Origin of the sequence: uncultured Nostoc sp. (assembly GCF_964247315.1) — a bacterium.
Classification (GTDB): domain Bacteria; phylum Cyanobacteriota; class Cyanobacteriia; order Cyanobacteriales; family Nostocaceae; genus Nostoc.
The window spans coordinates 16910-38771 of sequence record NZ_CAXTTT010000037.1 but is presented as its reverse complement, the minus strand read 5'-3'; the positions used below and the strand labels follow the sequence as shown (position 1 = coordinate 38771).

Below are 21862 nucleotides of genomic sequence, written 5' to 3'. Positions count from 1 at the left end.
AGATGCTATTCCGATTCTTCCATCCATCGCGACGAGATATGAGGAGATCAACATGACAACAAGCAATTCCGATTTTACTGCCCGCGAGGCACTACGCCTGCTCGGTCCCGATCCCGAAAACTGGGTGCCCGATCGCCCTGGCATCGATCACAATGTCACTATAATAGGTGGCAGCGGCAGTGGTAGCACCTTTGTATTTGCGCTACGGCGTGCTGGGATCGGTCGCGTGACGGCGATCGATGCAGCCGATGACGAGGCTCATGCAGGCGTGTGGCTGACGCGAGCGCGGATGGAAAAGCTCCGCACGCCGAAAAATGTGCCTGGTCCAGAACTAGGCATCCCAGAATTATCCTTTCAAGCCTGGTATGAAGCGCGGCACGGTGCGTCAGCTTACGCGGCGATCGATCGCATTGGGCGAGTGACTTGGGCTGAGTACCTCAGTTGGTATCGGCAATTCCTCGGTATCCAGGTTCGTTACCGGACGAAGTTGGTGCGGATTGAGCCAGCCGCAGGTTTCTTCCGCCTACACCTTGAGGTAAACGATGTCCCGCTCTTAGAGACTACGCGCAAAATTATCTTCGCCAATGGCGTGGCTGGCACTGGTGGTCCATACATACCTCCAGTACTGGCTGACTTACCACGCACGCTGTACGCACATACCGCCGATGCCATCGATTTTGAAGCACTGCGCGGTAAGACTGTGGCGGTGCTGGGTGCGGCAGCTTCAGCTTTCGATGCAGCAGGAGTGGCGCTGGAATCGGGAGCTCAGGCAGTACACCTGTTTTCACGGCGATCGGCGATCGCATCTCTACCAGTACTTCGGATACGGGAATACCCTGGTGCTTACTGCAACTATCCCCAACTACCCGATGCAGCCCGATGGTTCCAAGCTTGGCGTTTTCGTCAAGCAGGCTCCACGCCATCACGGAACGCGATTGAGCGAGCGATCGCCTTCCCGAACTTTCACATACACCTATCTGCACCTTGGAAATCGGCACGGGAAATGGGCAATCGCATTGTCACCCAGGTGAATGATGAGGTTTTCGAGTTTGATTTTGCGATCGCTGGCACTGGTTACTTCGTTGACCCAACAAAGCGTCCCGAACTAGCCGACTTTGCCCAGCATATTGCCCTCTGGCGCGATCGCTACCAGCCACCAGAAGACCTGCGCGACGACTATTTGGGAACGCACCCTTACTTCGGTAACGCCCGCGAATACCTAGAAAAAGTACCTGGCACAGCCCCTTACCTGAAAGACATTCACGTATTTAATCCTGCTGGTTTCGTCAGCTTTGGCTTGCCAATTGGTGACATATTTAGCATCCGCCGCGACATACCTGCAATAGTATCGTGCATCAGTCACGACTTGTTCTTTGAGGACTGGGCGCATCATGAGGCACGTATCACAGGCGATATCGCCCCCGATTTTGAGAACTCGCTCTATGCTGCTGCGGTGTGGAAACAACCGATCGAGGCAGCGACCCGCTAGGTCGACAACCTTTTCACCAGTAACAAATAATTCCGGCTGGGAAACGATGTCAGTAGAAAGTGATTGCCATTCCACAATCACTGCTGAATCAAGTATCACTGTTAAATCAATTCACTTAACAGTGTCATTTCAACAGATTGTTTACTACTTATCAAAGGAGAATGTCATGGTTGCTCAAACAAACTCGCCAGCAGCAAAAATTTTGGAAGTTGCAGATGATCCACGTCTTTCCAGTGGGGTGAAGGAATTTTTGAAAGTGCTGAATTCAGGAGGTGTGCCACTGGAGACACTCACTGCACTCGAAGCACGTCAAGTACTCGTGGATGCACAGGCTTCTGTTCCAGTAGACCTTTCAGGCATTGAAGAGTCTGAGAAGAAAATTATCGCTGACGGTTATTCGATTACGCTCAATATCGTGCGACCGGAAGGCGTCAAAGGCACATTGCCTGTTTTCATCTTTATTCATGGTGGTGGTTGGGTGTTGGGGGATTATCCAACACACAAGCGCATGGTGCGCGATCTGGTTGTGCTTTCAGGGTTTGCAGGTGTCTTTGTCAACTACACTCGCACGCCAGATGCTCAATACCCACAGGCGATCAATGAGATTTATGCTGCGACCAAATGGGTTGCCGAGCATGGTGAGGAGATTGGGGTGGATGGCAAGAATCTGGCAGTGGTCGGCAACAGTGTCGGCGGAAATATGACAGCAGTCACTACTTTGAAGGCGAAAGAAAAAGGAGGACCACACATCAAGCTACAAATCATGATGTGGCCGATCGTCGATGCGGATTTTGAAACGAATTCTTATCATCAGTTCGGCGACAAGCGGTTCTTAACCGTACCAACGATGAAATGGATGTATGACATGTACATCACTGACCCAGAAAAGCGCAAAGACATTTACGCATCTCCCTTACAAGCGACGGTTGAGCAACTCAAAGGCTTGCCTCCAGCATTAATTGTGGTTGCAGAGAGCGATATTTTGCATGACGAAGGCACAGCCTATGGACGCAAGCTCGATGAAGCTGGGGTAGACGTGACAACGGTGCAGTACAACGGCATGATTCATGACTTTGGACTGCTCAATGGTTTAGCCGAGCTGCCAGAAGTCCGCTCTCTGTTTGTTCAAGCTGCTGCTGAATTGAAGAAACATCTGCAATAGGATGCAGAGAGGGGAAGATGCGGTGACGCAAAGAGCTAAAAAATTGATTAAGAGTCTTTGCGTCTCCCCTATCTCCGGATTTTCTTGTTATTCTCCATGAGGTAATTTCAATAGCGCATATTTGAAGAAGGCACTGTATGAGACGGATCGCTTTATTGCTGGTTGCAGTTGTAATGGTGGCTGGCGTGGTTATCTGCATGGTTCCCCCATCTCGACATGCTAATGGAGTGGCCGCCCCAATCTTCGGAGGCAAAATCCCCCCCGGATACCGCGACTGGACGTTGATCTCCGTAGCCCGCGAAAAAGGCGACCTCAACGATATACGCGCCAAATTGGGCAACGACGTAGCGATCAAGGCATACCGGGAAGGGAAGCTTCCGTTCCCGAACGGCACAATCATTGCCCGGCTCGCCTGGAGTTACGTCCCATCGGAGGAAAACAACAAAGCCTTTGGCCGTCTCCAATCTTACGTAGCTGGGCCACCCAAGGAGGGGGTTCAGTTTATGGTCAAGGACTCAAGAAAATACACCTCGGACGGCGGCTGGGGGTTCGCTCAATTTAACGACGGCAAACCCGCTGACGTAGCGGTACACAGCTGCTTTTCCTGCCATGCAAGCGTCAAAGCTCGCGACTTTGTCTTTACGCATTACGCGCCTTGAATGCCGAAGGTGCGTTAGCCAACATCGTGAGTTTTAGCGAGTTTTGTGACACCGAGATAGATGTCAGGTAGCACATCCGAAGCTAACCTCCTGCCAGTCCCGCTACGCACGAATGCGCAGCAGTCCACAGAAATCAACGATCAAACTAAGGAGATTGACAAATGTCTGAAAGAATCAACTATCATCGCCGTCGCTTTTGGGCACTGCGTTCCACCCGATCGCCTCATCCACCAATTCAATGAACAAATCCCATGTTCAAAGCAATTAAACACAACCGCCGCCGCTTTTTGGGAACGGCAGCAGCAAGCATTTTCACAGAAATGGCATTTATGGGTACCGCACACGCAAGCTTCGACAAGCCCAAACGATCTGAATTTAGGTTTACTCCTATCAAGCAGATCAAAGCGGGTGTCCTCGACATCGGTTACTACGAAGCAGGAGCGAGCGATGGATCTCCAGTATTGCTGCTGCATGGGTTCCCGTATTCCATCGATAGCTACATTGACGTTGCACCAATGCTTGCTGCACGCGGATGTCGGGTAATTGCTCCCTACCTGCGGGGACATGGATCAACCCGTTTTCTCGACAGCGCCACACCACGCTCCGGGCAGCAAGCCGCCATCGGTGTCGATGCGATCGCCTTGATGGATGCATTGCAGCTAAACCGTGCTGTGCTTGCTGGCTATGACTGGGGTGGACGAGCCGCTTGCGTTGTTGCGGCTCTCTGGCCTGAACGATGCACAGGTCTGGTGTCCGTCAATAGCTACCTGATCCAGGATATTGCCAAGACAGGGCTGCCACTTTCACCCGCGATCGAATCCGGGATCTGGTACCAATACTATTTCCAGACTGAGCGCGGACGCGCCGGACTGACGGCTAACAGACGTGAGATTGCGAGGATTCTCTGGACTCGCAATTCGCCTAACTGGCACTTTGACGAGGCAATGCTCGATCAACACGCCAGCGCCTTCGACAACCCCGATTATGTGGAGGTCGTCATTCATTCCTACCGCCATCGCCTTGGACTTGCTGCCAGCTATCCCATGTATGAGGAACTTGAGCAGCGACTCGCCGCGCAACCGACGATTACGGTGCCGACGATCACGCTGGACGGGGACGCAGATGGTGTCGTGCCAGCAACCGATGGGAAATCAACGGCAGCGAAGTTTAGCGGCGAACGTCAGCATCGGGTCATTCCAAACGTCGGTCATAACCTGCCCCAGGAAGATCCGAAAGCATTCGCAACTGCGGTCTGGGAACTCGCATCAAAGAAACGTTAATGGCTTCTCTAGAGCGATGACTCTGCACCGCTTCACCTTCAAATGGATCGTTATATAAACTACTCTCAGGTACTTACCTGCTATGAACACCCACACACCGAGCGCTAGGGACATTATCGGACCATCACCGTTGATTGCGATCAAAAACGAAGCACCACCCAAGCTGATTGTCGATCCACCGCTTCCCGAACCACTAGCACAGGGACGCGTTTTCATCCAGTACCGGACGGAGAATTTGCGTGTGTTACCAGTGTTTGGCAAAGGTGCCCTCGAAGTATCGCCGCGCATCGGTCATATCCACATCACCGTTGACGACGCGCCGTGGCACTTTGTCGATTCCAGTGGGGAAACGGTGATCTTGGTCGGACTGGAACCTGGCGCGCACAAGGTGCTGATCGAACTAGCTGACCCCATGCACAAAGTAATCACCAGTGAAACTGTGAAGTTCACGCTGCCCGATCCTAAGAAATCATCATGAAAAAACTAGACGGAAAAATCGCAATTGTGACGGCGGCATCTAAAGGAATTGGTGCTTCAATTGCCAAACATCTGGCAACCAAAGGTGCAGCTGTAGTTGTCAATTACGCCTCTAGTAAAAAAGCAACCGATCGCGTGGTTGATGAAATTACCAGCGCAGATGGAAAGGCGATCGCACTACAGGCAGATGTTACCAAAAAAGCAGAGGTCGAAGGTCTTTTTGTGAAGGGCACGCTTGTTTAGCTCTTTATTAGGGTGAGGCAGGAAGCACAGGGCTGTCTTGCTGGAGTTATAAAATCCTTTGACCACAAGCTTTCCCTTGCATTTTACAATATTCCCTTCTACTTCCAGCAAGAACTGCCTTATCTTAGTGACATTCCGCTTACATACTATGAACAACCCCGAAAATCCTCGACGACCCCTGCCGCCTTTCGATAATGAATCCGCTATCCAAAAAGTCCGAATCGCAGAGGATGCTTGGAACACACGTAACCCTGAACTAGTATCACTCGCTTACACGTCGGATAGCAATTGGCGCAACCGCTCAGAATTTCTATCTGGTCGTGAGGCGATCGTCGAGTTCTTAACACGTAAGTGGCTTCAAGAATTGGAATACCGTCTGATCAAAGAGCTTTGGGCTTTTCAAGACAATCGAATTGCTGTCCGGTTTGCTTACGAATGGCATGATGATGCTGGCAATTGGTTCCGTTCCTACGGCAATGAAAATTGGGAGTTTGACGAAGACGGATTCATGCGATGGCGTATTGCCAGCATCAACGACCTGCCAATTCACCAAAGCGAACGCAAATACTACTGGAGACAAGGTCGTCGTCCTGACGATCATCCCGGATTGTCAGACCTCAATCTTTGAAAAGCCCAACGATTATATCACCCATTTTTTATCCTACAAGAAGTCCACTGCTATGAATGCAAATAACGGCATCATTAGCCAGCTCAGTCAATATTCAGTGCCTGTAACCATTGATCGATTAGAAGCCGTCCTTCAGGTAAAAGGCATCACCATTTTTGCCCGCATCGATCAACAGGCTGAAGCCGAAAAAGTCGGATTAAACTTGTGTCCTACACAGCTGTTGCTGTTTGGCAACCCGAAAGCCGGAACTTCCCTCATGGTGGCAGAACCAACGATCGCCCTGGGATGAGTTGGTGAAAAATATCGCTATCATTGCACCTTTAATCTATCAAGCACTTAGTTCCACTTATTGCAAATAAGTCGCAGAATTAGCACGCGATCGCACCTTGGCGTTTTTGAAACAGCATTTAGGTAGTGGTGTCAAAGTCTGAAATGGGGTGACTACTGCCAGATAATTCGCCTACCTCGATCGCCCTGGCAACCAAGATATTCTGATTTTGAATCACTGGGAAAACGCTATATATGGCGGGTGGTTTTTAAGAAAGAGAACGGTGAAAATCAACAAGTAAGGAGAAAAACCATGAACATCAACAAGAATGACACCGCAATAGTCGTCATCGATCCGCAAAACGATGTCTTGAGCGAAAAAGGGGTTTCCTGGGATTTGGTGGGTGAGAGTGTTAAGGATAACAAGACCATCGAGAACATCGAGAGAATCTTCAAAGCCGCGAAGCAGAATGAATTCGAGGTTTTTATCTCCCCTCACTATTACTACCCTACCGACCATAGTTGGAAATTTGCCGGAAACTTAGAGCAAATGATGCTTGAGATTAAGGAGTTCGATCGCCGTGGTGCGTTCAGCCTCGATGGATTCCTGGGATCGGGTGCTGACTGGCTTGATCGCTATAAGTCCTTCATTGAAGATGGCAAGACGATTATCGCCAGTCCCCACAAAGTCTATGGGCCGCAAACTAACGACCTCGTTTTGCAACTACGTAAACGCAACATCAGCAAAGTCATTCTACTTGGAATGTTGGCAAATCTTTGTGTTGAAGCTCACCTACGCGAATTGCTCGAGCAGGGATTCCAGGTCGTTGTCGTCAAGGATGCAACAGCTGCTCCTCGACATCCGGAACTGGGTGACGGCTATAAGGCAGCACTGATCAACTTTGGGTATATCGCCAATGCAGTCCTTTCTACAGATGAAGTTGTAGCAGCAATGCAGTAATGTCAAACTCATTAATTTTATAACACTTATGAAAACATCTGCGTTACTTCTTGCTCTGCCAATCAGTATCTTAGCTAATTTTTCCTTAAGAGCTTCTGCTGATTCTACTGCTGGGATCATCCTAAGTACAAAATGCCAGGGTGGTTATAACATCAATATTTGGCAGAATTATACGAACGGTGAACTGCTCTATCGCGCGACCAATCCCAACGGTAATTTAAGTTTGGGTAAAGGAACTAGCCAAGCGACAGAAGGTGTTCGAGTATATAAGTTTCGGAATAGAAATTATGAATATTGGGTGTGGGATGGCACGTTAGATAACTCGCAGTCTGGAACTTTAGAGGTGTATAAAAACAACCGTATCTTGATGCGGCAAGCTTGTAGAAAAAGTTGAATCTTCTAGCGGATCTTATGAACTTTTGGAAACCCAGCTAGGGCAAGCATCTTGAGTTACGCTCGTCAAAAAATACGTTATCGCTAAAACCTTCTCAGTCAGCCAGTTTTTTAAAATTCGCAACACCTTCTAGACATCGTATTCACCTTATCAAACTCAAAGAATATGGAAGTGGACACTCAACACTATGACGACATTATTATCGGCGGCGGCAAGGCGGGTAAAACACTTGCACCAGCACTAGTCGCTGACGGACGTAAAACTGCTCTGGTTGAACGCAGTTTAAATATGATTGGTGGTGGGTGCATCAATATCGCTTGCATTCCTACTAAAACTATGGTGGCGAGTGCCAATGTAGCAAACACAGTGCGAAACAGTGCCGTTTATGGGGTTAAAACCAACACACCCAGCGTTAATTTAGCAGAGGTGATCCAACGAAAACGATCGGTTGTGCAATCTGCGCGTGAAATGAACTTGCACAATTTAGAAACGGCTCTGGATAACAACTTGATCATTGGCGAAGCAAGGTTTGTTGCTCCCAAAACGATCGCAGTAACGACGACTGAGGGGAATAATCGCTTACTTACCACCGAACGGTTATTTATTAATACAGGCACACGACCGTTAATTCCATCCATTCCCGGACTCACAGAAGTTGAGTTTTTAACGAGTGAGTCGATTATGGAGCTAGAACACCTGCCTGAACACCTGATCGTTCTCGGTAGTGGCTATATTGGTTTAGAGTTTGCCCAAATGTTTCGGCGCTTTGGCTCTGGTGTTACTGTCATTGGGCAAAGTGAGCAAATCCTGTCACAGCAAGATCCAGATATAGCGATCGCAGTTCAAACATTACTGGAACAAGATGGTATTGAATTCTTGCTGAAGGCGAAGGTGTTGAGGGTTGATCGCACTGATAATGAAACCATCCTGCAAATCCAAGTTGCTGATCGTGAAATCACCCTCCAGGGGTCGCATTTGCTCGTCGCCGTTGGTCGTGCGCCGAATACCGATAGCTTAAATTTAGCTGCTGCTGGTGTGGCAAGTGATACACGCGGATTTATTCAAGTCAACGATCGCTTAGAGACGAACATTCCGGGGATTTGGGCGTTAGGCGACATCAACGGTGGCCCGCAATACACTCATATATCGCTCGATGATTCTCGCATTATCAAAGCTAATTTAATTGATGGGGGCAACCGTAGTACACGGGATCGCCTGGTTCCATCCTGTCTGTTCATCGATCCAGAACTGGCGCAGGTGGGTTTAACCGAAACTGAAGCACAGCAACAAGGATATGCTATCCGTGTGGCGAAGGTGGATGCGTCAGCCGTTCCTAGAGCAAGAACACTCGGTCAAACCGATGGACTTTTGAAGGCGATCGTGGATACAGATACAGATCGTATTCTAGGGTGTTCTTTGTTGTGTCATGAAGCAGGTGAAGTGATTTCAACGGTGCAGATGGTGATGCAAGCTCAGATGCCCTACACCGTTCTGCACGATGGTATTTTGACTCATCCCACGATGACCGAGGGGTTAAATATATTGTTTTCCAAGTTGTAAAAAGACAGCAATTGCAGACCTAAGGACTTATCAAATAAACGATATTTCACTCTTGAAGGTCATATACAACCACAGACAACTGCCTACTTTATCCCCTTGTTTTCTGCCGGGAATGCGGACAAGATTACTATATTGTGCGCTACGATGCTGATAAGCACATCTAATGGGTAGATTGGCATCAACTTCCCCCTTACGGGTTCGGTAGTTGCTTTCCGACGCAAGGCGACAGGAACACACTACCTCACCACCAACGCGCTCCCTGCCACAGAGTTACAACAGCCATCGCTAACCAATAAACCTCTTGCAAAAGTCATTTAAGCAGATTGAGTTTTGGGGAGACGAAGCTCATAGTTGTACAAACCAGCTATGAGATTAAATCTCAAAGCAAATCTTTTTCGACGATTGCGATAACGGTCAGACAAAATTTTAAATATTTTCAGTTTTCGATTGATATGCTCACCCACAACTCGGACTTTGGCTAACTCTTGATTACTTTTTTTCTCTTCACGGTTGAGTTCACCACCTAAGCGGTTTCTTTTTTGGTATTCGGCTCTTGGCATGAAGTTTATGAATTCCTTGATATCCTTTATCACCCAAGCATTCGATATCTTTTCTTAACCTAACTTTACTATTTTTGAAGATACGAAAATCATGCTCTTTTCCCTTACCATGTGCGGTACAGAGGATTTCTCCTGTACTTTGGTCTACGACAACTTGAGATTTTAATGTATGTCTTTTCTTTTTACCACTATAGAACTGTTTCTGTTTTTTTTAGGACGTTCTATCGGGCTTTCCGTAACATCCACCACCACTACTTCTATCTGATAATTTTGGTAGGAAAGCTTTTTCTTCCCAGGAAGCGAAAATTCTCTTGAACTGATGAGAATATCTTCGATTTTTCTAATGATACGATATGCTGTTGACTCGTTGACTCACCTTGATTGGCCAATATGAAAATAGGTGCGGTACTCCCTCCAATACTCCAATGTCATCAACAATTGGTTTTCTAAGCTCAGTTTACCTGGTCGCCCTGTTTTCAGCTTTGTTTTTGAACGCGAAAGCCCGTCCTCTGTCATCTGAGTAAAAGTCTCAGGATGCACACCACACAAGCGTTTGAATTCTTCCGGTTTGAGATTTTTTACCTTTTCGTAGGTCATAGATGTAAAGAAAGTTCTAACCTACTTGTCCCACGCTCATGAGACTTTTGCAAGAGGTCTAATGTGCATTTTGGCGGCGTTTTCCTTAAGATATTGGAGATGGTGATCGTGAGTCTGTTTACGCAGTTCTCCAATGATTTAATCGACTTGCGATCTCATCTAACGTCGGTTGTTCCTGCTTCGATGACCTTAGTGACCAAGGCTGAGTCTAAGTAAGCACGGACTTTGACAATCTGCTGATCGCAAAATTGGCAGATCCAACAGTATTCGTTATTGAACTGAACACCACTCTTCGCAATCGCTTGGGTGTAAAGTTCTACGATCGCAGTGTCTCCATCAACGAAGACATCGCGCGTGAACAATTTCAAACCCCCGCTGAATAAAGGATTAAGCCGTGAGAAGGTCGCTTGCTGGAACGCAGTTTTCGATTGATAATTGCCTGCGAGGGGTTGTGTACCCAACACAGTCCATTTCACATCATCTGCAACAAAGTCAAAAAATTTTTCGGACGTGTCGCTTTCTAAATGCTTGAATATGTTGCGAACAGTCTCATAGGTAATCATAACACCACTTTTTTCATCCTTTTCACTTTAGTGATTTTGAAACAGTCGCATTGACCAGATCGTTACGTTAAGCCCTAGGGCGTGTCATCAATTGAGCCAAATAATAGAAGCAGCAAGATAAATTGCACCCAGAAAGTTGGCAGCGCGTTTGTCCTAGCGCGTCGCAATTGCCCGATACTGTTTGAGTTTGGCAAAGAAGTTTTCAATCAGGTGACGAGCTTTGTACAAATCTTGGTCGTAGTCACGAGGGTGATTACGGTTACGCTTGGGGGGAATCACTGCGGTTTTACCCTGTGCCGAATCAGCCGCTCAATTACTCGCTCATCCGCATCATCGGCTTTGTCTGCTAAAACTGTGTCAGCAACAATGTTGGGTAGCAGTTGGTCGGCTCCATCAAAGTCACAAGCTTGCCCTGGTGTCAGGTAGAAGCTTAGTGGGTTGCCCAACGCATCCACTACAGCATGAATCTTGGTACTCAATCCACCAATGCTTCGACCAATGGCTTCAGTCGATGGCTCCCCCCCTTTGCACCAGCACTATGCTGATGGGCGCGGACAATTGTGGAGTCAATCATCGCATATTCATTATCGGCATCGTCTGCCAAGTGCTGAAACACTCCTTCCCAAACCCCTGTTTTTGACCATCTGCTAAAACGGGTATGAATCACTCGGAAATCTCCAAATCGCTCTGGGAGGTCTCTCCAGGGTATCCCTGCTCGATAACGGTACAGCACTGCTTCCACAAATAACCGATTATCTCTGGCTGTCACCCCCACATACCCAAATCGTCCAGGTAGTAAGTCTTTAATCCTCTCCCACTGGTCATCTCGTAGCGCATAACGTCGAGTCATTAGAACTCTATTTGGGTTATCCCAAGCATCACTGACTTCAGTTTACCTAATTGATGACACGCCCTAGTTGTACCGAACTAAAATTATAATCGCCTCGATCCGTAATCAAGCCGATTTTTGACCCAGATTAAATCGTAAAGCTCTTTCTGCTCAGCCGACAGCACTTGAGCATCAAAAACAGACAAGCGACCACCCAGCGTCTCAATCTGGCTAAACATCACGATTTCTTAAAACCTCTCATGCCTGCTTTGAAGGAAGCATTTTATCCAGTCGTTGAGAAAACAAGTTGTAAGCATTACCAAGTCATTGCGGCTTCCCGAACTTCATCACTTAACATCTGCGTTTCATTCAATTTTTTAAGGAGTTGTTCGCAAGCTTCAAGTGAGATGATGATTCACTCTTGAAAAGTATGCTTCAATGTAGCATAAATCAAATGAATCTATCACGCTCCCATGAATGACGCGCCCTCTGCCACTCATTGCTACTAGCTTACCGCGCTGCTTACAGCACCCTTAAGGGCTGCAATTCCCTGTTCAATGCTAGCCCACAGACCCATGTCAGGTTCCTTACCAGCTATCTCTCGCGTTCCAACGAAGTAAAGAACGCCTTTAAGAATCTCTTGGTGAGCGCGATTTTCAAAATTAACTCGGTTAAGCGGTTCCATCAAATCTTGAAGATCATCATTCAAGGACTGGGCAACCTTGTGTAGAACCAGCCCGGTCATTGTCTGTTGATGCTTTAGCAACTCAAGCTGTAAGTACTTGTCATACAGAGTTAGCTCGGAACCGCTCATCATTTGGCTTACCTTCTGGGCATGTTGTTGAGTAATGTCGCGAGGTTCTGCTGCGTTGCCGTATCTAGAAATAGCTGCTTCAATAACGCCGAGATTTAAGCGATCGCTGTTTATCATTCCTTCGAGCCGCTCGCAAATCGTATTGTCGTCCGTCTGTGCTATTAACTTTTGCTCACTTTCCAACAGAACATTCTGAAAAAGCTTTAGATCAGCAAGCTTAGTTGCTATATTTGTCACATTGGTCATTATTATTAACTCCAGACTACAGGTTTTATCAGTTATGACAAGCTCTCCTCACTTTTTCCATCTTCTCGTGAGGTTTGAGTAAGTCCGTCCCTCTTCAGAAAGATTTATATCAAGTTTAGTAAGTATGTTTCAGCCTTTTTCTAGAAAGTTACATGCGATAAGGTCTATTTTTGCCAGTTAGTAACTGTCGGTTCACTCATTTTCAATAGGAGAGAAGGAATTAAGTCTTGCACTAGTTAATCAAGTAAAAACAGTTCAAACACTGTGGTATTTTCAATAGGAGAGAAGGAATTAAGTCTTGCACTGCCGACGATGTAGCAGATAAAGAGACTCCGGCAATTTCATCACTGAAAGGATGTGTCGCTGGAGAGGTGAAAAAGGAGTAATAAAGATGGTAAAATTCGGTAACAAATAAAGAGTTGAATGTTACAAAAAGTCTTGAGCAGTTGTTCCGTAGAAGGGCGAAGAGTGGCTCGTTTAGGATTGCCATCATAAAGACCAACTAGAGACTATTGACATTCTTGGAGAGCCTGTCGCACGACAAACTCCACAAGGGTAAATACCCGTAAAGCCAATGTGAGTAAGAACATTAAGCCAATAATGCGGTCTTGATTCTCAATACCTTTGCCATTCCTGGTCATCGAGTGGCCTATGAGAACGTAGCGTTCGAGCCGAAGCTCTCGGATGACTTCAGCAAACAGCCTGCACATCTCCTTTGCTTCGGGGTGTAAGTCTGTACTGTGTGATTAGTTGATAGTGGTTTAATTGTAGATACATTTGGAAGGAGATTCCACAGTTAATGAGTCGTAAATTCATATCTTCTGGTTCTATCTTCGAGCAAGAAATTGCTTATTCTAGAGCAGTTGTTGATGGAGACTGGGTTTTTGTTTCTGGTACCACGGGTTTTGATTACAGTTCGATGACCATATCTGATGATGTTGTAAAACAAACAGAGCAATGTTTTAAAAACATTAATGCCGCACTGATAGAGGCAGAACTGGTAATGCACGATATAGTGCGAGTTCGTTACATTTTACCCATTCGAGAAGACTTTGAATTTTGCTGGCCAGTAATTCGTAAATATTTAGGAGATGTCAGACCAGCAGCAACAATGATTGTTGCTGGACTCTCAGATCCTAGAATGCAGATTGAGATAGAGGTGACAGCAAAAAAAACTAGGGGCTAGGTTTGAGGAGCAATTTTGTGACAAATCATTGAGTATATTTTTCGCTTTCTCAATTACTGTAAGGCTTTTAGGTTCCGCACCGGGAACTAGTCTAAACTCCAGTTGTATAGCGTTACTGAACTAGGGGCAAAGCTCGCCGATTTAGAGTGGCACGGCGCGGCTTTGTGTCGGCACAGCATCGGTAAAGTTCTTGACATCAGCCATCACCCGCTCGGTCTGCGGCGAAGCGAGCGCGGCGGGAATCGCTGCCTCGTCTCGGAATCCGCACACACAGACCGCGATCGTGTCTGCGCCATCGCCAGCCGGAAAGAAGGCGGCGGCGGTTTCGAGTCCATAGGAACCCCAAGCCTCCAGCACCAGCGGCAGGTGAGTGCTAAGGTAGTAGTCGCGATCAAAGTGCGTACTGGCATCTCCCGGATAGGTCACAAACAGCATTGTCATTCTGGTCTCCTTTCTGAAGTAGAGGGTGAGCGACTTGATACAACAGCTAGCTATCATTTTTTCCTGGGTCGTCGCTGGTGTGTGCCGCCAGCCAGCCCAGGACCAGTTGAAGAGACTGATCGGAATTTTTCTCGTAGATTAGACCGTGCCCGTTGCCGAGTATGCCGTGGTCAGGTAGGTGCAGATGTTCGACAGCCGCACCCGCCTTAGCAAGGAAGTCCACGATGGCGGGACCGAATGTGGCGAAAATCGAAGTCTCACCAGTGACCACCGCGATCGGCAACCCAGCCAACGCCGGAATCCGCAGCGATGCTGGATCGGCAGCATGGACATCAGCGATGTCAGCACGTGGAGGATCAAAGGTGACGGGAGCGGCAGTCAGTCCCCAGTCGAGAGTCCCGATGCCAGGGGTTTCGGCGAACGGCGGACCCATCGGCTCGATAGTAACAATCGCGGCAACGAGTTCAGGACGCCGATCGGCGGCGAGCCAGCCATCGGGTCCCGATGCCGAATGGGTAACGACGATCGCAGGTCCGATCCGGTCTAGCAGGCGGGCGAGCCTCGCTGCATCCATTTCCTGTGACGCGGCGAGGTCGGCTGGCATCGGTCCGTACGGTGCAATGAAAGCGTCGAACGCGGCATCGTCGTTCGGGTCGAAGATCCACTGCGTCTGGATGCCGTTAGCCGTCGTGGGCGGAAAGTAAACCTCTCTACCTCGCTCGTAGGAGAACGGCGGTCCCATCGAACCAACGATGTCAGGGTGGTAGGGCGAACGACCGTGCCCGGGACGGTCAACAGCAAGTACCGCATACCCAGCCTCAACGAATCGCTGCGCCCAACCGGGACGACCATCAGGCGTGTTGAGCCATTCGGTGCCTTGCAACGTGCCGCCATGTACTAGCACCACAGGATAGGGCTGTGTCACGCATTCCGGTGCCTCCCAGGACACGAACATCGGTCCGCGCTGAAACGTCTGCCCATTGCGGGTGACGCGATCGCCGGATACCCAGAAGTGCCCGCGACGCGACGTTCTCGCTGGGGTGTCCGCCCAAAAGGGAATGCTGTCTTTCGGGGGTTCGGTAAAGTAATGGTCTGCAGGCTTCGTGCGTAAATGACTGAACTCCACCATAGTTTTCTCCTGTTCCTTCATGTCGGGATATTAGCCACTGTTCTTGATTCGGCTACAGTCTTGCTAGGCTACGCCCTCTTCTAGTCCTGCCCGCCGACGTGTGATCTTAGCCAGAGCTGACCAGTCCTTGGAACCTAGTCCCTGATCGACCGCTTTGTTTAGGTTCTCTCGCACAATTTCCGCAGCAGGCAACACAGTATGCTTTGCTTTGGCTGCATCAAGCGCTAGATTCACGTCTTTGAGTCCCAAGGTCAGCTTAAACCCTGGTTCGTAGTTGTTGCTGGCAATATTATCGCCATAGCGCTTATAGCTCGGACTCGCGAAAATTGTGTTCGTGACAACCTCGAGAAAATCGCTCGCCTTCAAACCGTAGCTTTCGGTCAGCGCTGTAGCTTCGCCCATCGACTCAATGGCAAGCGTAATCATCATGTTGGCCGCGATCTTCGTCACGTTGGCGTGCTTGGGATCATCGCCGAGGTGCCATGTCTTCTGACCCAGAGCGTCGAAAAGGGGCTGAACCGTTGCAATCGCTTCAGCGTTACCCGCTGCGATAATATTCAACTCACCCTTTGCAGCTACGGCAGGAATACCGAGAACCGGGGCGGCAACGTAAGCAATCCCCGCGCTGCGGTGCAGATCGTGTAATTCTCCAGAGAGCGCGGGTGAAATCGTTGCCATCATGATGTGGACACAGTCTTTACGTGCAGAATCGAGTGCCTTTGAGTCAAGGATCACACTACGCACTGCTGCATCATCCGACAGCATGGTAATGACAGCATCGTTCTCAAACGCGGCGGCTGACGATGGCAGCACCGTGACACCTTCGAGCGATTTAGCCGCGTCCAAGTTGCGGTTCCACACTTTCACGCTATGACCTGCCTTGATCAAATTTGGCACCATTGCAGTGCCCATGCTTCCGATTCCAATAAAACCGATATTCATCACAATACCCTCCAGAAGTGCTTTTTATCAAAAACTCGCGAATCCGAGTGCCGAGTTTGTTGTCGTGAACCAACTGTCATCTTCACTTAATATGTTATGACAAAATTTGGAACCTGAAAAAAGTGTTTTTACTGGTTCCAAATATAGCACATCGACTTGATCCTGGAACTGGTTATACTGGTTTTATGTGTCAATCTGTCCCTACCAATCACCTAACACCCGCTGATTTAGCGTTCCGGTTCACTCCTGGTCGCTTGTCACTGAACCTCATCGCCACCATCGGCGAACGCGGACACCGTGATATCGAGCGACTATTGATACCCACCGATTTCGCCCGATGGTGCGTCGATGCCGGATTAATGTCGGACGCTTCGGATGTTAGTCCGAAGGCGCTAAAGTCTGCAAAGACGCTTCGGGAAGCCATGTACCAGACTGTGCAATCGCTCCGCTGCCATCACGTTCCCAACCCAGTAGACATCGAGACAATCAACGCTTGGGCTGCCCGATCGCCAGCGGTGCTCCAGCTCAACCCGGACGGGCGAAGTGTCTCATGGACTGCGGTTTGTTCTGTAGATACCGCCCTCGCCTTGATCGCGCGCGACGCGATCAACTTGTTCTCAAGTTCTTTGGTAGAGCGGATTAAAGCCTGCGCTAACCCTGAGTGCGCGATGCTCTTCCTAGACACTTCACATTCCGGTCAGCGCAGATGGTGTGCAATGACTGGTAACGGTTGCGGCAATCGTGCAAAGAAGACCGCCTTCCGCCAGCGCCAACGGAACGCTCCCGTACTTGAATAGGCTCGCTAATCCATTTTACAAGTTGCCATCATGATGAACTGGTAATGCAATTCGGTAATTAACTAAGCATAATATTTATCTGTAATTCCACTTCATAATCTTAAGCATGTTCAGTCCATGCAATAATAATGCTAGCTAGAAGTTCGGTCAACTGGTGACAGATGCGCCCGATTGGGTGGATTGGATGGCGAAAATCATTCTCCCTTTGCCAAGTTTTGGCAGACATTAAACCGAATGTTATCTCCTCGAACTCCGTGGGGATAATCTCGTCATATCTGCCATATCTACCCTACCGCAGTACTGCCGTGGTCAAGGGAGTCACAGGCTCGGATGCAGGTGTACGTCCCTGAATCATTGATAATTTGACCGTTGACAGCTGTGGCAAAACATGATTTCCAAACAGTTCGCACTCTTCAATCAGAGGATAACCTGACAAGATGAACGCCCTGATTCCCATATCCATATAACGATTTATCTTCCAGAGAATTTGCTCTGGTGTACCAACCAATGCTGCCCCACAGCCAGATCGCGCCCGACCAATACCACCCCACAATAGAGGCTCTAAGTAATCCGATGTGGATTTTGCCCGGATCTCATCTTGGCGTAAAACACCCAAAGATTTGTGGTCTTGTGTACGTTCTTTAAGGTTGAAGCCAGCTGGATCAAATTTTGACATCATACTCTGTGCCCAGGCACGGGCTTCTTCTTGAGTTGAGCGCACAATAACATGAACACGCAAACCAAAGTCAATCTGACGACCATATTTGGCTGCTCTAAAACTCATGTCTTGCATGGTTGCGTAAATGCTTTCTTCTGGTTCCGGCCACATCAGGTACACATCGCAATATTTGGCACACACTTCTTTTGAACCCTCTGAAATGCCACCAAAATATAGCAGTGGTCCGCCATTTTGCTGATAAGGCTTCACTGGGTCTGTGGTATTAAGTTTGACCTGATAGATTTCACCTTCAAAATCAATACTTTCCTTAGTCCAGGCTTGTTTGAGGATTTCAATAGTTTCGCAGCATCGTTTGTAACGCAGTTCGGGACTTTCTATTACACCAGGCAGATTAGAATTAATAATATTGATAGTCAATCGACCTTTGAGAATATGATCCAGGGTAGTGATATGACGCGCCAGCATGGTCGGGAAAATTTCGCCTGTCCGCAAAGCCGTCAGCATATTGATGCTCTCGGTTTGCGGGCCCATAGCAGAGGCAAACGGAATCACTTCCTGCCCAACGAGGTATGAGGTCGGCAGCAGTATATTACCAAAGCCCATTCGCTCGGCGGTCAGCATGATGTTTCGGCAGTGCTCATAGTTGCTCCGGCGTTTTTCGTCTAGTACACCTAAATATTGTGTATCGCCCCCACAAAGGTCGTCAAACCAGGCAATTTCAGCGTTTCGTAATCGTGTTCGGATCGCAACAGATTTTAGAGGTTCGGTGAGCATTAATTTGTGATTTTCATCTCAATCGTAAGTCCAACTTATCGTATTTCATAGCCTTCTTGGGTATCCACCAAGGTATGTGCCTGAAGGGGACACGTTGTAAACTTTTGTTGGAGAACGTGCTGAGGGGAAAAGTTGTACCACCCACAATATACGGCGCTTGTACCGAAAATCCTTTTTCTTCTCTGCTCCGGGAGCTTTCTTGCCAAGGGACAGAAACAACAATTCATTAGACAGCTACGAATGCGATCGCTCCCACCACTCACTGACATATCGCAATCAATCCCCTAAACATTAGACCTCTTGCAAAAGTCACTCAGGAAGATTTGATTTTGGGGAGAAAAAGCTCGTAATTGTAGAGAGCAGCAATCAGATTAAACCGCAAACTAAATCTTTTTCGGCGATTTCTATAAGCAAGAGACAAAACTTTAAATACCTTTAACCTGCGATTTACATGCTCACCTAAAACTCTAATTTTGGCTAATTCTTGATTACTCTTTTTATCTTCATAACTTAAAGTAGGTCATTAATGCTACCCAACTCTAACTTATTTGTCCCACGCATCTGGGACTTTTGCAAGAGGTCTATTTTGTACATAGGAGCAATAATATGACATTCACTCTGGATAATCGCTTTCAAGACAAAGAATCGTCCTTAACTCAAGCATTGCGGCAGATACAACAGTTAAATTCCAGGATTCAGGAATTAGAGCAGCATCATCAAGACTATGTGCGTTCGCAACAAAATTTGATTAGTGCGATCGCCGAAATTTGTATTTCTCCGATCCAGGAAGTACAGGCACTTCGTATTTTGATCTATAGGGGAGAAGCAGCTTGTCAGCAGTACTTGCGTTCACTGCTAGTCAAACAGTGTAAATCACCGCCGCCAATCAGTACCCGACGTTCGATATCGACTGCGGTTTTGATGTATAACTTGTGCTGTTGCAGCATTTGTTCAAGTTGTTCAGGGGTAGCGCTCTCGCGTAGCACCAAAATCATTTAAATCATAACTTCTATCAGGGAAAGGCATTCTAATTATGAAACGGAATCAAGCACAAGTAATTGCTGTAAGTCTCACTGGCACATTAGCGGCTATATCTATCGGGTATTTAGGAGTACAAATATTGGGCAGAAATACAATGTATATAATTGCTACAGTCATGTTTGGACTGGGTACTGGGGGATGTATTGGTCAGGTTTTGGTAGAGAAAAGGCAGCAGCAAGTAGTACAAACACAGTCAAAACAACAATAGGAGCAATCGCATGGAAACTTCAAAAGTTGTCACTATTCCCAATCATTGGACATCACCCAAATATTCGTTAGGGCAGAGAACCAAGCAGGGAGTGATTGTAGGCGTTCAGTATTGTCTAAAAAGAAAATTTATTTAATCCTGAGCGCGATGGCTCATGGCAATATGCAGTATTAGTTAGCACCGAAGATGAGCAGGTCGAATACATCTCGGAGTCTGGGGTTCAATTACCACCTGAAAAAGAATTGCGGTTGGAGATGGAAAGCGAGATTGACTTTTGCCAGCGCAAGATTGAAGTTACAACCGATGATCTGGGGTTAGAGCTAACTTAGCGATCGCCACAGTGACAAGACAATTTCATTAGGCTCAAGGCTGAATAGTCTTCGCCGACTGGTTAAATAACAAATTTCGTAACTTATCTGGATCGAGCGCTTCAGTTTTGAATGCTTCTGCTTTTTCGTAGGCGCGAATTGTTGCTGGACGCGCTTTAATTGTCTCAAACCAGCGCTTAAGGTGAGGAAAATCCTCTAGGTTTTGACTTTGGAGTTCATGGGGCACTATCCAGGGATAAGCAGCAATATCAGCAATGGAATAATCGCCAGCTACAAATTCTCTATCTGCTAGTTGCTTATTCAGTATTGCATATAAGCGTCCCGTTTCATTCACATAGCGGTTAATGGCATATTCAATCTTTTCGGGAGCATAGACGCTAAAGTGATGATTTTGTCCCGCCATTGGCCCCAGTCCTGCCATTTGCCAAAACAACCATTGTAAAACTTGAGTGCGATTACGTAAATCTTGTGGGATTAATTTCCCGGTTTTTTCTGCCAAATATAGTAAGATTGCACCAGACTCAAATACCGAAATTGGCGCACCTCCATCTGCTGGCTCGTGGTCAACGATCGCAGGCATACGATTGTTAGGAGAAATCTTCAGAAATTCCGACTTAAATTGATCCCCAGCCCCAATATTCACAGGAATTATGGTGTATGGTAAGCCGACTTCTTCCAAGAAAATTGTGATTTTATGACCGTTTGGAGTTGCCCAATAGTAAAGTTCAATCATGGTTCTTTTCCTAAAATTGTGCAATTTTTTTGTAGCTTAATAGTATGTTACAAACATTTCTTAATTACGAATTACGAATTACGAATTACGAATTAGATTGTGGTGATTTTGCGATCGCAGCCCAAACTCTATGATGAACCTGAAGAATTGGTGTAGGATATTTTGTTTCGAGTAATGCTGCCAATTTCTGGTCAAATACTTCTACTTTTTCTGGTATCAAGCTGCCTCCCACACCAGCACTCGCCCGAACTCGTCCTCGCCAGTCTTCGTGTGTATAAGACACAAATATATCATAAGAAAATGTGCGAATTTCTCGGAATCCCCCTTCACCAATATCTTCTAACCACTGGGGATATAATCCATTACCGCCGCCTAAATTCCACGCGGGATTATGAGCCTCGATTAGTTGTTCTGTTGCTTCAACTAGATTACCTTTTAAGGGTATCCAATCAAAATGTGCGATCGCGATCAAGCCATTTCTCCTCAATATCCGAGTAATTTCTTGGACGGCACGCGGACGGTCAAACCAATGCCAACACTGTCCAGCTGTCACTATATCCGCACTAGCGTCTGGTAACTCTGTATTCTCGGCAGTTGCGACTCGATAATCTACTTTCAGTTGGGCAGATTCGCTCAACAGTCTCGCTTGTTCTAAAAGTGAGGCTGATCGATCTATGGCAATTACATAAGCACCTCTATCGGCAAAGCCGCGCGCTAGTGTTCCTGTTCCTGTACCGAGATCAACAATATTTTGCCCTGGTAAACCTATGCCATATTCAGACAGTTTGTTAAATAATGAACTGGGAAAGCCAGCGCGGTGTTTTGCATAATCAGTAGCAGTTGCACTAAAGTCAATTTTCATACCTGCAAAACT

General features: G+C 47.4%; 24 protein-coding genes and 3 pseudogenes. 15 read left to right on the top strand and 12 right to left on the bottom strand.

The genetic code is table 11. The features are described 5' to 3' along the window. The first annotated feature begins 52 nt into the window (after positions 1–52). The 11 genes from ACFE93_RS13390 (at position 53) to ACFE93_RS13340 (ending at position 9120) form a co-directional block, all read left to right on the top strand. Positions 53–1489, top strand: a complete 1437-nt coding sequence (locus ACFE93_RS13390) for an FAD-dependent oxidoreductase (RefSeq protein ID WP_375473747.1) — start codon at positions 53–55, stop codon at positions 1487–1489. Positions 1490–1655: 166 nt separating this feature from the next. Further along, positions 1656–2651: an alpha/beta hydrolase gene (locus tag ACFE93_RS13385; protein ID WP_375473746.1), complete on the top strand. Its 996-nt coding sequence runs from the start codon at positions 1656–1658 to the stop codon at positions 2649–2651. A 137-nt stretch (positions 2652–2788) separates the two neighbouring features. Then, positions 2789–3310 (top strand): cytochrome P460 family protein, encoded by a 522-nt coding sequence (locus ACFE93_RS13380; protein WP_375473745.1) that lies wholly within the window; start codon positions 2789–2791, stop codon positions 3308–3310. 251 nt (positions 3311–3561) lie between these two features. Beyond that, positions 3562–4590 (top strand): alpha/beta fold hydrolase, encoded by a 1029-nt coding sequence (locus tag ACFE93_RS13375; protein ID WP_375473744.1) that lies wholly within the window; start codon positions 3562–3564, stop codon positions 4588–4590. Between the two features lie 82 nt (positions 4591–4672). Beyond that, positions 4673–5068 carry a DUF6130 family protein gene (locus ACFE93_RS13370; RefSeq protein ID WP_375473743.1) on the top strand — a complete coding sequence of 132 codons (396 nt, stop codon included), beginning with the start codon at positions 4673–4675 and terminating at the stop codon, positions 5066–5068. Then, positions 5065–5310, top strand: a complete 246-nt coding sequence (locus tag ACFE93_RS13365; protein WP_375473742.1) for an SDR family NAD(P)-dependent oxidoreductase — start codon at positions 5065–5067, stop codon at positions 5308–5310. Before ACFE93_RS13370 ends, ACFE93_RS13365 begins: the two co-directional genes overlap by 4 nt. A gap of 148 nt (positions 5311–5458) precedes the next feature. Further along, the gene (locus ACFE93_RS13360; protein WP_375473741.1) at positions 5459–5938 is read left to right on the top strand and encodes a DUF1348 family protein; all 480 of its coding nucleotides are present in this window, start codon (positions 5459–5461) and stop codon (positions 5936–5938) included. Between the two features lie 52 nt (positions 5939–5990). Then, positions 5991–6227 carry a DUF302 domain-containing protein gene (locus ACFE93_RS13355; protein ID WP_375473740.1) on the top strand — a complete coding sequence of 79 codons (237 nt, stop codon included), beginning with the start codon at positions 5991–5993 and terminating at the stop codon, positions 6225–6227. Positions 6228–6518: 291 nt separating this feature from the next. Next, the gene (locus ACFE93_RS13350; RefSeq protein ID WP_375473739.1) at positions 6519–7166 is read left to right on the top strand and encodes a cysteine hydrolase; all 648 of its coding nucleotides are present in this window, start codon (positions 6519–6521) and stop codon (positions 7164–7166) included. A 28-nt stretch (positions 7167–7194) separates the two neighbouring features. Further along, positions 7195–7560, top strand: a complete 366-nt coding sequence (locus ACFE93_RS13345; RefSeq protein WP_375473738.1) for a hypothetical protein — start codon at positions 7195–7197, stop codon at positions 7558–7560. 165 nt (positions 7561–7725) lie between these two features. After that, positions 7726–9120 (top strand): mercuric reductase, encoded by a 1395-nt coding sequence (locus tag ACFE93_RS13340; protein ID WP_375473737.1) that lies wholly within the window; start codon positions 7726–7728, stop codon positions 9118–9120. 314 nt (positions 9121–9434) lie between these two features. Here ACFE93_RS13340 and ACFE93_RS13335 read toward each other — a convergent pair. From ACFE93_RS13335 to ACFE93_RS13315, 5 genes and pseudogenes are all read right to left on the bottom strand, one after another. Continuing rightward, positions 9435–10277: pseudogene (locus ACFE93_RS13335) on the bottom strand (IS5 family transposase). A 155-nt stretch (positions 10278–10432) separates the two neighbouring features. Beyond that, positions 10433–10840 (bottom strand): nuclear transport factor 2 family protein, encoded by a 408-nt coding sequence (locus ACFE93_RS13330; RefSeq protein ID WP_375473736.1) that lies wholly within the window; start codon positions 10838–10840, stop codon positions 10433–10435. 87 nt (positions 10841–10927) lie between these two features. After that, a pseudogene (locus ACFE93_RS13325) lies at positions 10928–11690 on the bottom strand (IS5 family transposase). Between the two features lie 484 nt (positions 11691–12174). After that, positions 12175–12729, bottom strand: a complete 555-nt coding sequence (locus ACFE93_RS13320) for a hemerythrin HHE cation-binding protein (protein ID WP_375473735.1) — start codon at positions 12727–12729, stop codon at positions 12175–12177. 509 nt (positions 12730–13238) lie between these two features. Beyond that, the gene (locus tag ACFE93_RS13315) at positions 13239–13439 is read right to left on the bottom strand and encodes a hypothetical protein (RefSeq protein WP_375473734.1); all 201 of its coding nucleotides are present in this window, start codon (positions 13437–13439) and stop codon (positions 13239–13241) included. 89 nt (positions 13440–13528) lie between these two features. Here ACFE93_RS13315 and ACFE93_RS13310 point away from each other — a divergent pair, with 89 nt between their 5' ends. Beyond that, positions 13529–13915: a RidA family protein gene (locus ACFE93_RS13310; RefSeq protein ID WP_375473733.1), complete on the top strand. Its 387-nt coding sequence runs from the start codon at positions 13529–13531 to the stop codon at positions 13913–13915. A gap of 141 nt (positions 13916–14056) precedes the next feature. Here the strand turns inward: ACFE93_RS13310 and ACFE93_RS13305 are convergent, their stop codons facing one another. Genes ACFE93_RS13305 through ACFE93_RS13295 form a run of 3 tightly spaced genes read right to left on the bottom strand, consistent with a single transcriptional unit; the run spans position 14057 to position 16427 of the window. Next, positions 14057–14356 (bottom strand): EthD family reductase, encoded by a 300-nt coding sequence (locus ACFE93_RS13305; protein WP_375473732.1) that lies wholly within the window; start codon positions 14354–14356, stop codon positions 14057–14059. Positions 14357–14402: 46 nt separating this feature from the next. Then, positions 14403–15506, bottom strand: a complete 1104-nt coding sequence (locus ACFE93_RS13300; RefSeq protein ID WP_375473731.1) for an alpha/beta hydrolase — start codon at positions 15504–15506, stop codon at positions 14403–14405. A 42-nt stretch (positions 15507–15548) separates the two neighbouring features. Next, on the bottom strand, positions 15549–16427 hold the full coding sequence (locus ACFE93_RS13295; protein ID WP_375473730.1) for an NAD(P)-dependent oxidoreductase: 879 nt from the start codon (positions 16425–16427) through the stop codon (positions 15549–15551). A gap of 185 nt (positions 16428–16612) precedes the next feature. Between ACFE93_RS13295 and ACFE93_RS13290 the strand changes: the two genes are divergently transcribed. Beyond that, the gene (locus tag ACFE93_RS13290) at positions 16613–17224 is read left to right on the top strand and encodes a CGNR zinc finger domain-containing protein (protein ID WP_375473764.1); all 612 of its coding nucleotides are present in this window, start codon (positions 16613–16615) and stop codon (positions 17222–17224) included. Positions 17225–17513: 289 nt separating this feature from the next. Here the strand turns inward: ACFE93_RS13290 and ACFE93_RS13285 are convergent, their stop codons facing one another. Next, positions 17514–18677, bottom strand: coding sequence for an LLM class flavin-dependent oxidoreductase (locus tag ACFE93_RS13285; RefSeq protein ID WP_375473729.1), 1164 nt, complete (start codon positions 18675–18677; stop codon positions 17514–17516). A gap of 313 nt (positions 18678–18990) precedes the next feature. Next, a pseudogene (locus tag ACFE93_RS13280) lies at positions 18991–19179 on the bottom strand (IS5/IS1182 family transposase); the annotation flags it as partial. A gap of 104 nt (positions 19180–19283) precedes the next feature. Here ACFE93_RS13280 and ACFE93_RS13275 point away from each other — a divergent pair. Next, the gene (locus ACFE93_RS13275) at positions 19284–19676 is read left to right on the top strand and encodes a hypothetical protein (RefSeq protein ID WP_375473728.1); all 393 of its coding nucleotides are present in this window, start codon (positions 19284–19286) and stop codon (positions 19674–19676) included. Between the two features lie 34 nt (positions 19677–19710). Next, entirely contained in the window at positions 19711–19926 is a 216-nt protein-coding gene (locus ACFE93_RS13270) for a hypothetical protein (RefSeq protein WP_375473727.1), read from the top strand. A gap of 363 nt (positions 19927–20289) precedes the next feature. Here the strand turns inward: ACFE93_RS13270 and ACFE93_RS13265 are convergent, their stop codons facing one another. Then, positions 20290–20988, bottom strand: a complete 699-nt coding sequence (locus ACFE93_RS13265) for a glutathione binding-like protein (RefSeq protein ID WP_375473726.1) — start codon at positions 20986–20988, stop codon at positions 20290–20292. An 85-nt stretch (positions 20989–21073) separates the two neighbouring features. Further along, a complete protein-coding gene (locus tag ACFE93_RS13260) occupies positions 21074–21850 on the bottom strand; it encodes a class I SAM-dependent methyltransferase (protein WP_375473725.1) in 777 nt (258 codons plus the stop codon). Positions 21851–21862: the final 12 nt, after the last annotated feature.

Excerpts from the sequence above, each read along its gene's own strand:
- ACFE93_RS13390 (WP_375473747.1), top strand. The coding sequence starts at position 53 with ATGACAACAAGCAATTCCGATTTTACTGCCCGCGAGGCACTACGCCTG.
- ACFE93_RS13385 (WP_375473746.1), top strand. The coding sequence starts at position 1,656 with ATGGTTGCTCAAACAAACTCGCCAGCAGCAAAAATTTTGGAAGTTGCA.
- ACFE93_RS13380 (WP_375473745.1), top strand. The coding sequence starts at position 2,789 with ATGAGACGGATCGCTTTATTGCTGGTTGCAGTTGTAATGGTGGCTGGC.
- ACFE93_RS13375 (WP_375473744.1), top strand. The coding sequence starts at position 3,562 with ATGTTCAAAGCAATTAAACACAACCGCCGCCGCTTTTTGGGAACGGCA.
- ACFE93_RS13370 (WP_375473743.1), top strand. The coding sequence starts at position 4,673 with ATGAACACCCACACACCGAGCGCTAGGGACATTATCGGACCATCACCG.
- ACFE93_RS13365 (WP_375473742.1), top strand. The coding sequence starts at position 5,065 with ATGAAAAAACTAGACGGAAAAATCGCAATTGTGACGGCGGCATCTAAA.
- ACFE93_RS13360 (WP_375473741.1), top strand. The coding sequence starts at position 5,459 with ATGAACAACCCCGAAAATCCTCGACGACCCCTGCCGCCTTTCGATAAT.
- ACFE93_RS13355 (WP_375473740.1), top strand. The coding sequence starts at position 5,991 with ATGAATGCAAATAACGGCATCATTAGCCAGCTCAGTCAATATTCAGTG.
- ACFE93_RS13350 (WP_375473739.1), top strand. The coding sequence starts at position 6,519 with ATGAACATCAACAAGAATGACACCGCAATAGTCGTCATCGATCCGCAA.
- ACFE93_RS13345 (WP_375473738.1), top strand. The coding sequence starts at position 7,195 with ATGAAAACATCTGCGTTACTTCTTGCTCTGCCAATCAGTATCTTAGCT.
- ACFE93_RS13340 (WP_375473737.1), top strand. The coding sequence starts at position 7,726 with ATGGAAGTGGACACTCAACACTATGACGACATTATTATCGGCGGCGGC.
- ACFE93_RS13330 (WP_375473736.1), bottom strand. The coding sequence starts at position 10,840 with ATGATTACCTATGAGACTGTTCGCAACATATTCAAGCATTTAGAAAGC.
- ACFE93_RS13320 (WP_375473735.1), bottom strand. The coding sequence starts at position 12,729 with ATGACCAATGTGACAAATATAGCAACTAAGCTTGCTGATCTAAAGCTT.
- ACFE93_RS13315 (WP_375473734.1), bottom strand. The coding sequence starts at position 13,439 with ATGTGCAGGCTGTTTGCTGAAGTCATCCGAGAGCTTCGGCTCGAACGC.
- ACFE93_RS13310 (WP_375473733.1), top strand. The coding sequence starts at position 13,529 with ATGAGTCGTAAATTCATATCTTCTGGTTCTATCTTCGAGCAAGAAATT.
- ACFE93_RS13305 (WP_375473732.1), bottom strand. The coding sequence starts at position 14,356 with ATGACAATGCTGTTTGTGACCTATCCGGGAGATGCCAGTACGCACTTT.
- ACFE93_RS13300 (WP_375473731.1), bottom strand. The coding sequence starts at position 15,506 with ATGAAGGAACAGGAGAAAACTATGGTGGAGTTCAGTCATTTACGCACG.
- ACFE93_RS13295 (WP_375473730.1), bottom strand. The coding sequence starts at position 16,427 with ATGAATATCGGTTTTATTGGAATCGGAAGCATGGGCACTGCAATGGTG.
- ACFE93_RS13290 (WP_375473764.1), top strand. The coding sequence starts at position 16,613 with ATGTGTCAATCTGTCCCTACCAATCACCTAACACCCGCTGATTTAGCG.
- ACFE93_RS13285 (WP_375473729.1), bottom strand. The coding sequence starts at position 18,677 with ATGCTCACCGAACCTCTAAAATCTGTTGCGATCCGAACACGATTACGA.
- ACFE93_RS13275 (WP_375473728.1), top strand. The coding sequence starts at position 19,284 with ATGACATTCACTCTGGATAATCGCTTTCAAGACAAAGAATCGTCCTTA.
- ACFE93_RS13270 (WP_375473727.1), top strand. The coding sequence starts at position 19,711 with ATGAAACGGAATCAAGCACAAGTAATTGCTGTAAGTCTCACTGGCACA.
- ACFE93_RS13265 (WP_375473726.1), bottom strand. The coding sequence starts at position 20,988 with ATGATTGAACTTTACTATTGGGCAACTCCAAACGGTCATAAAATCACA.
- ACFE93_RS13260 (WP_375473725.1), bottom strand. The coding sequence starts at position 21,850 with ATGAAAATTGACTTTAGTGCAACTGCTACTGATTATGCAAAACACCGC.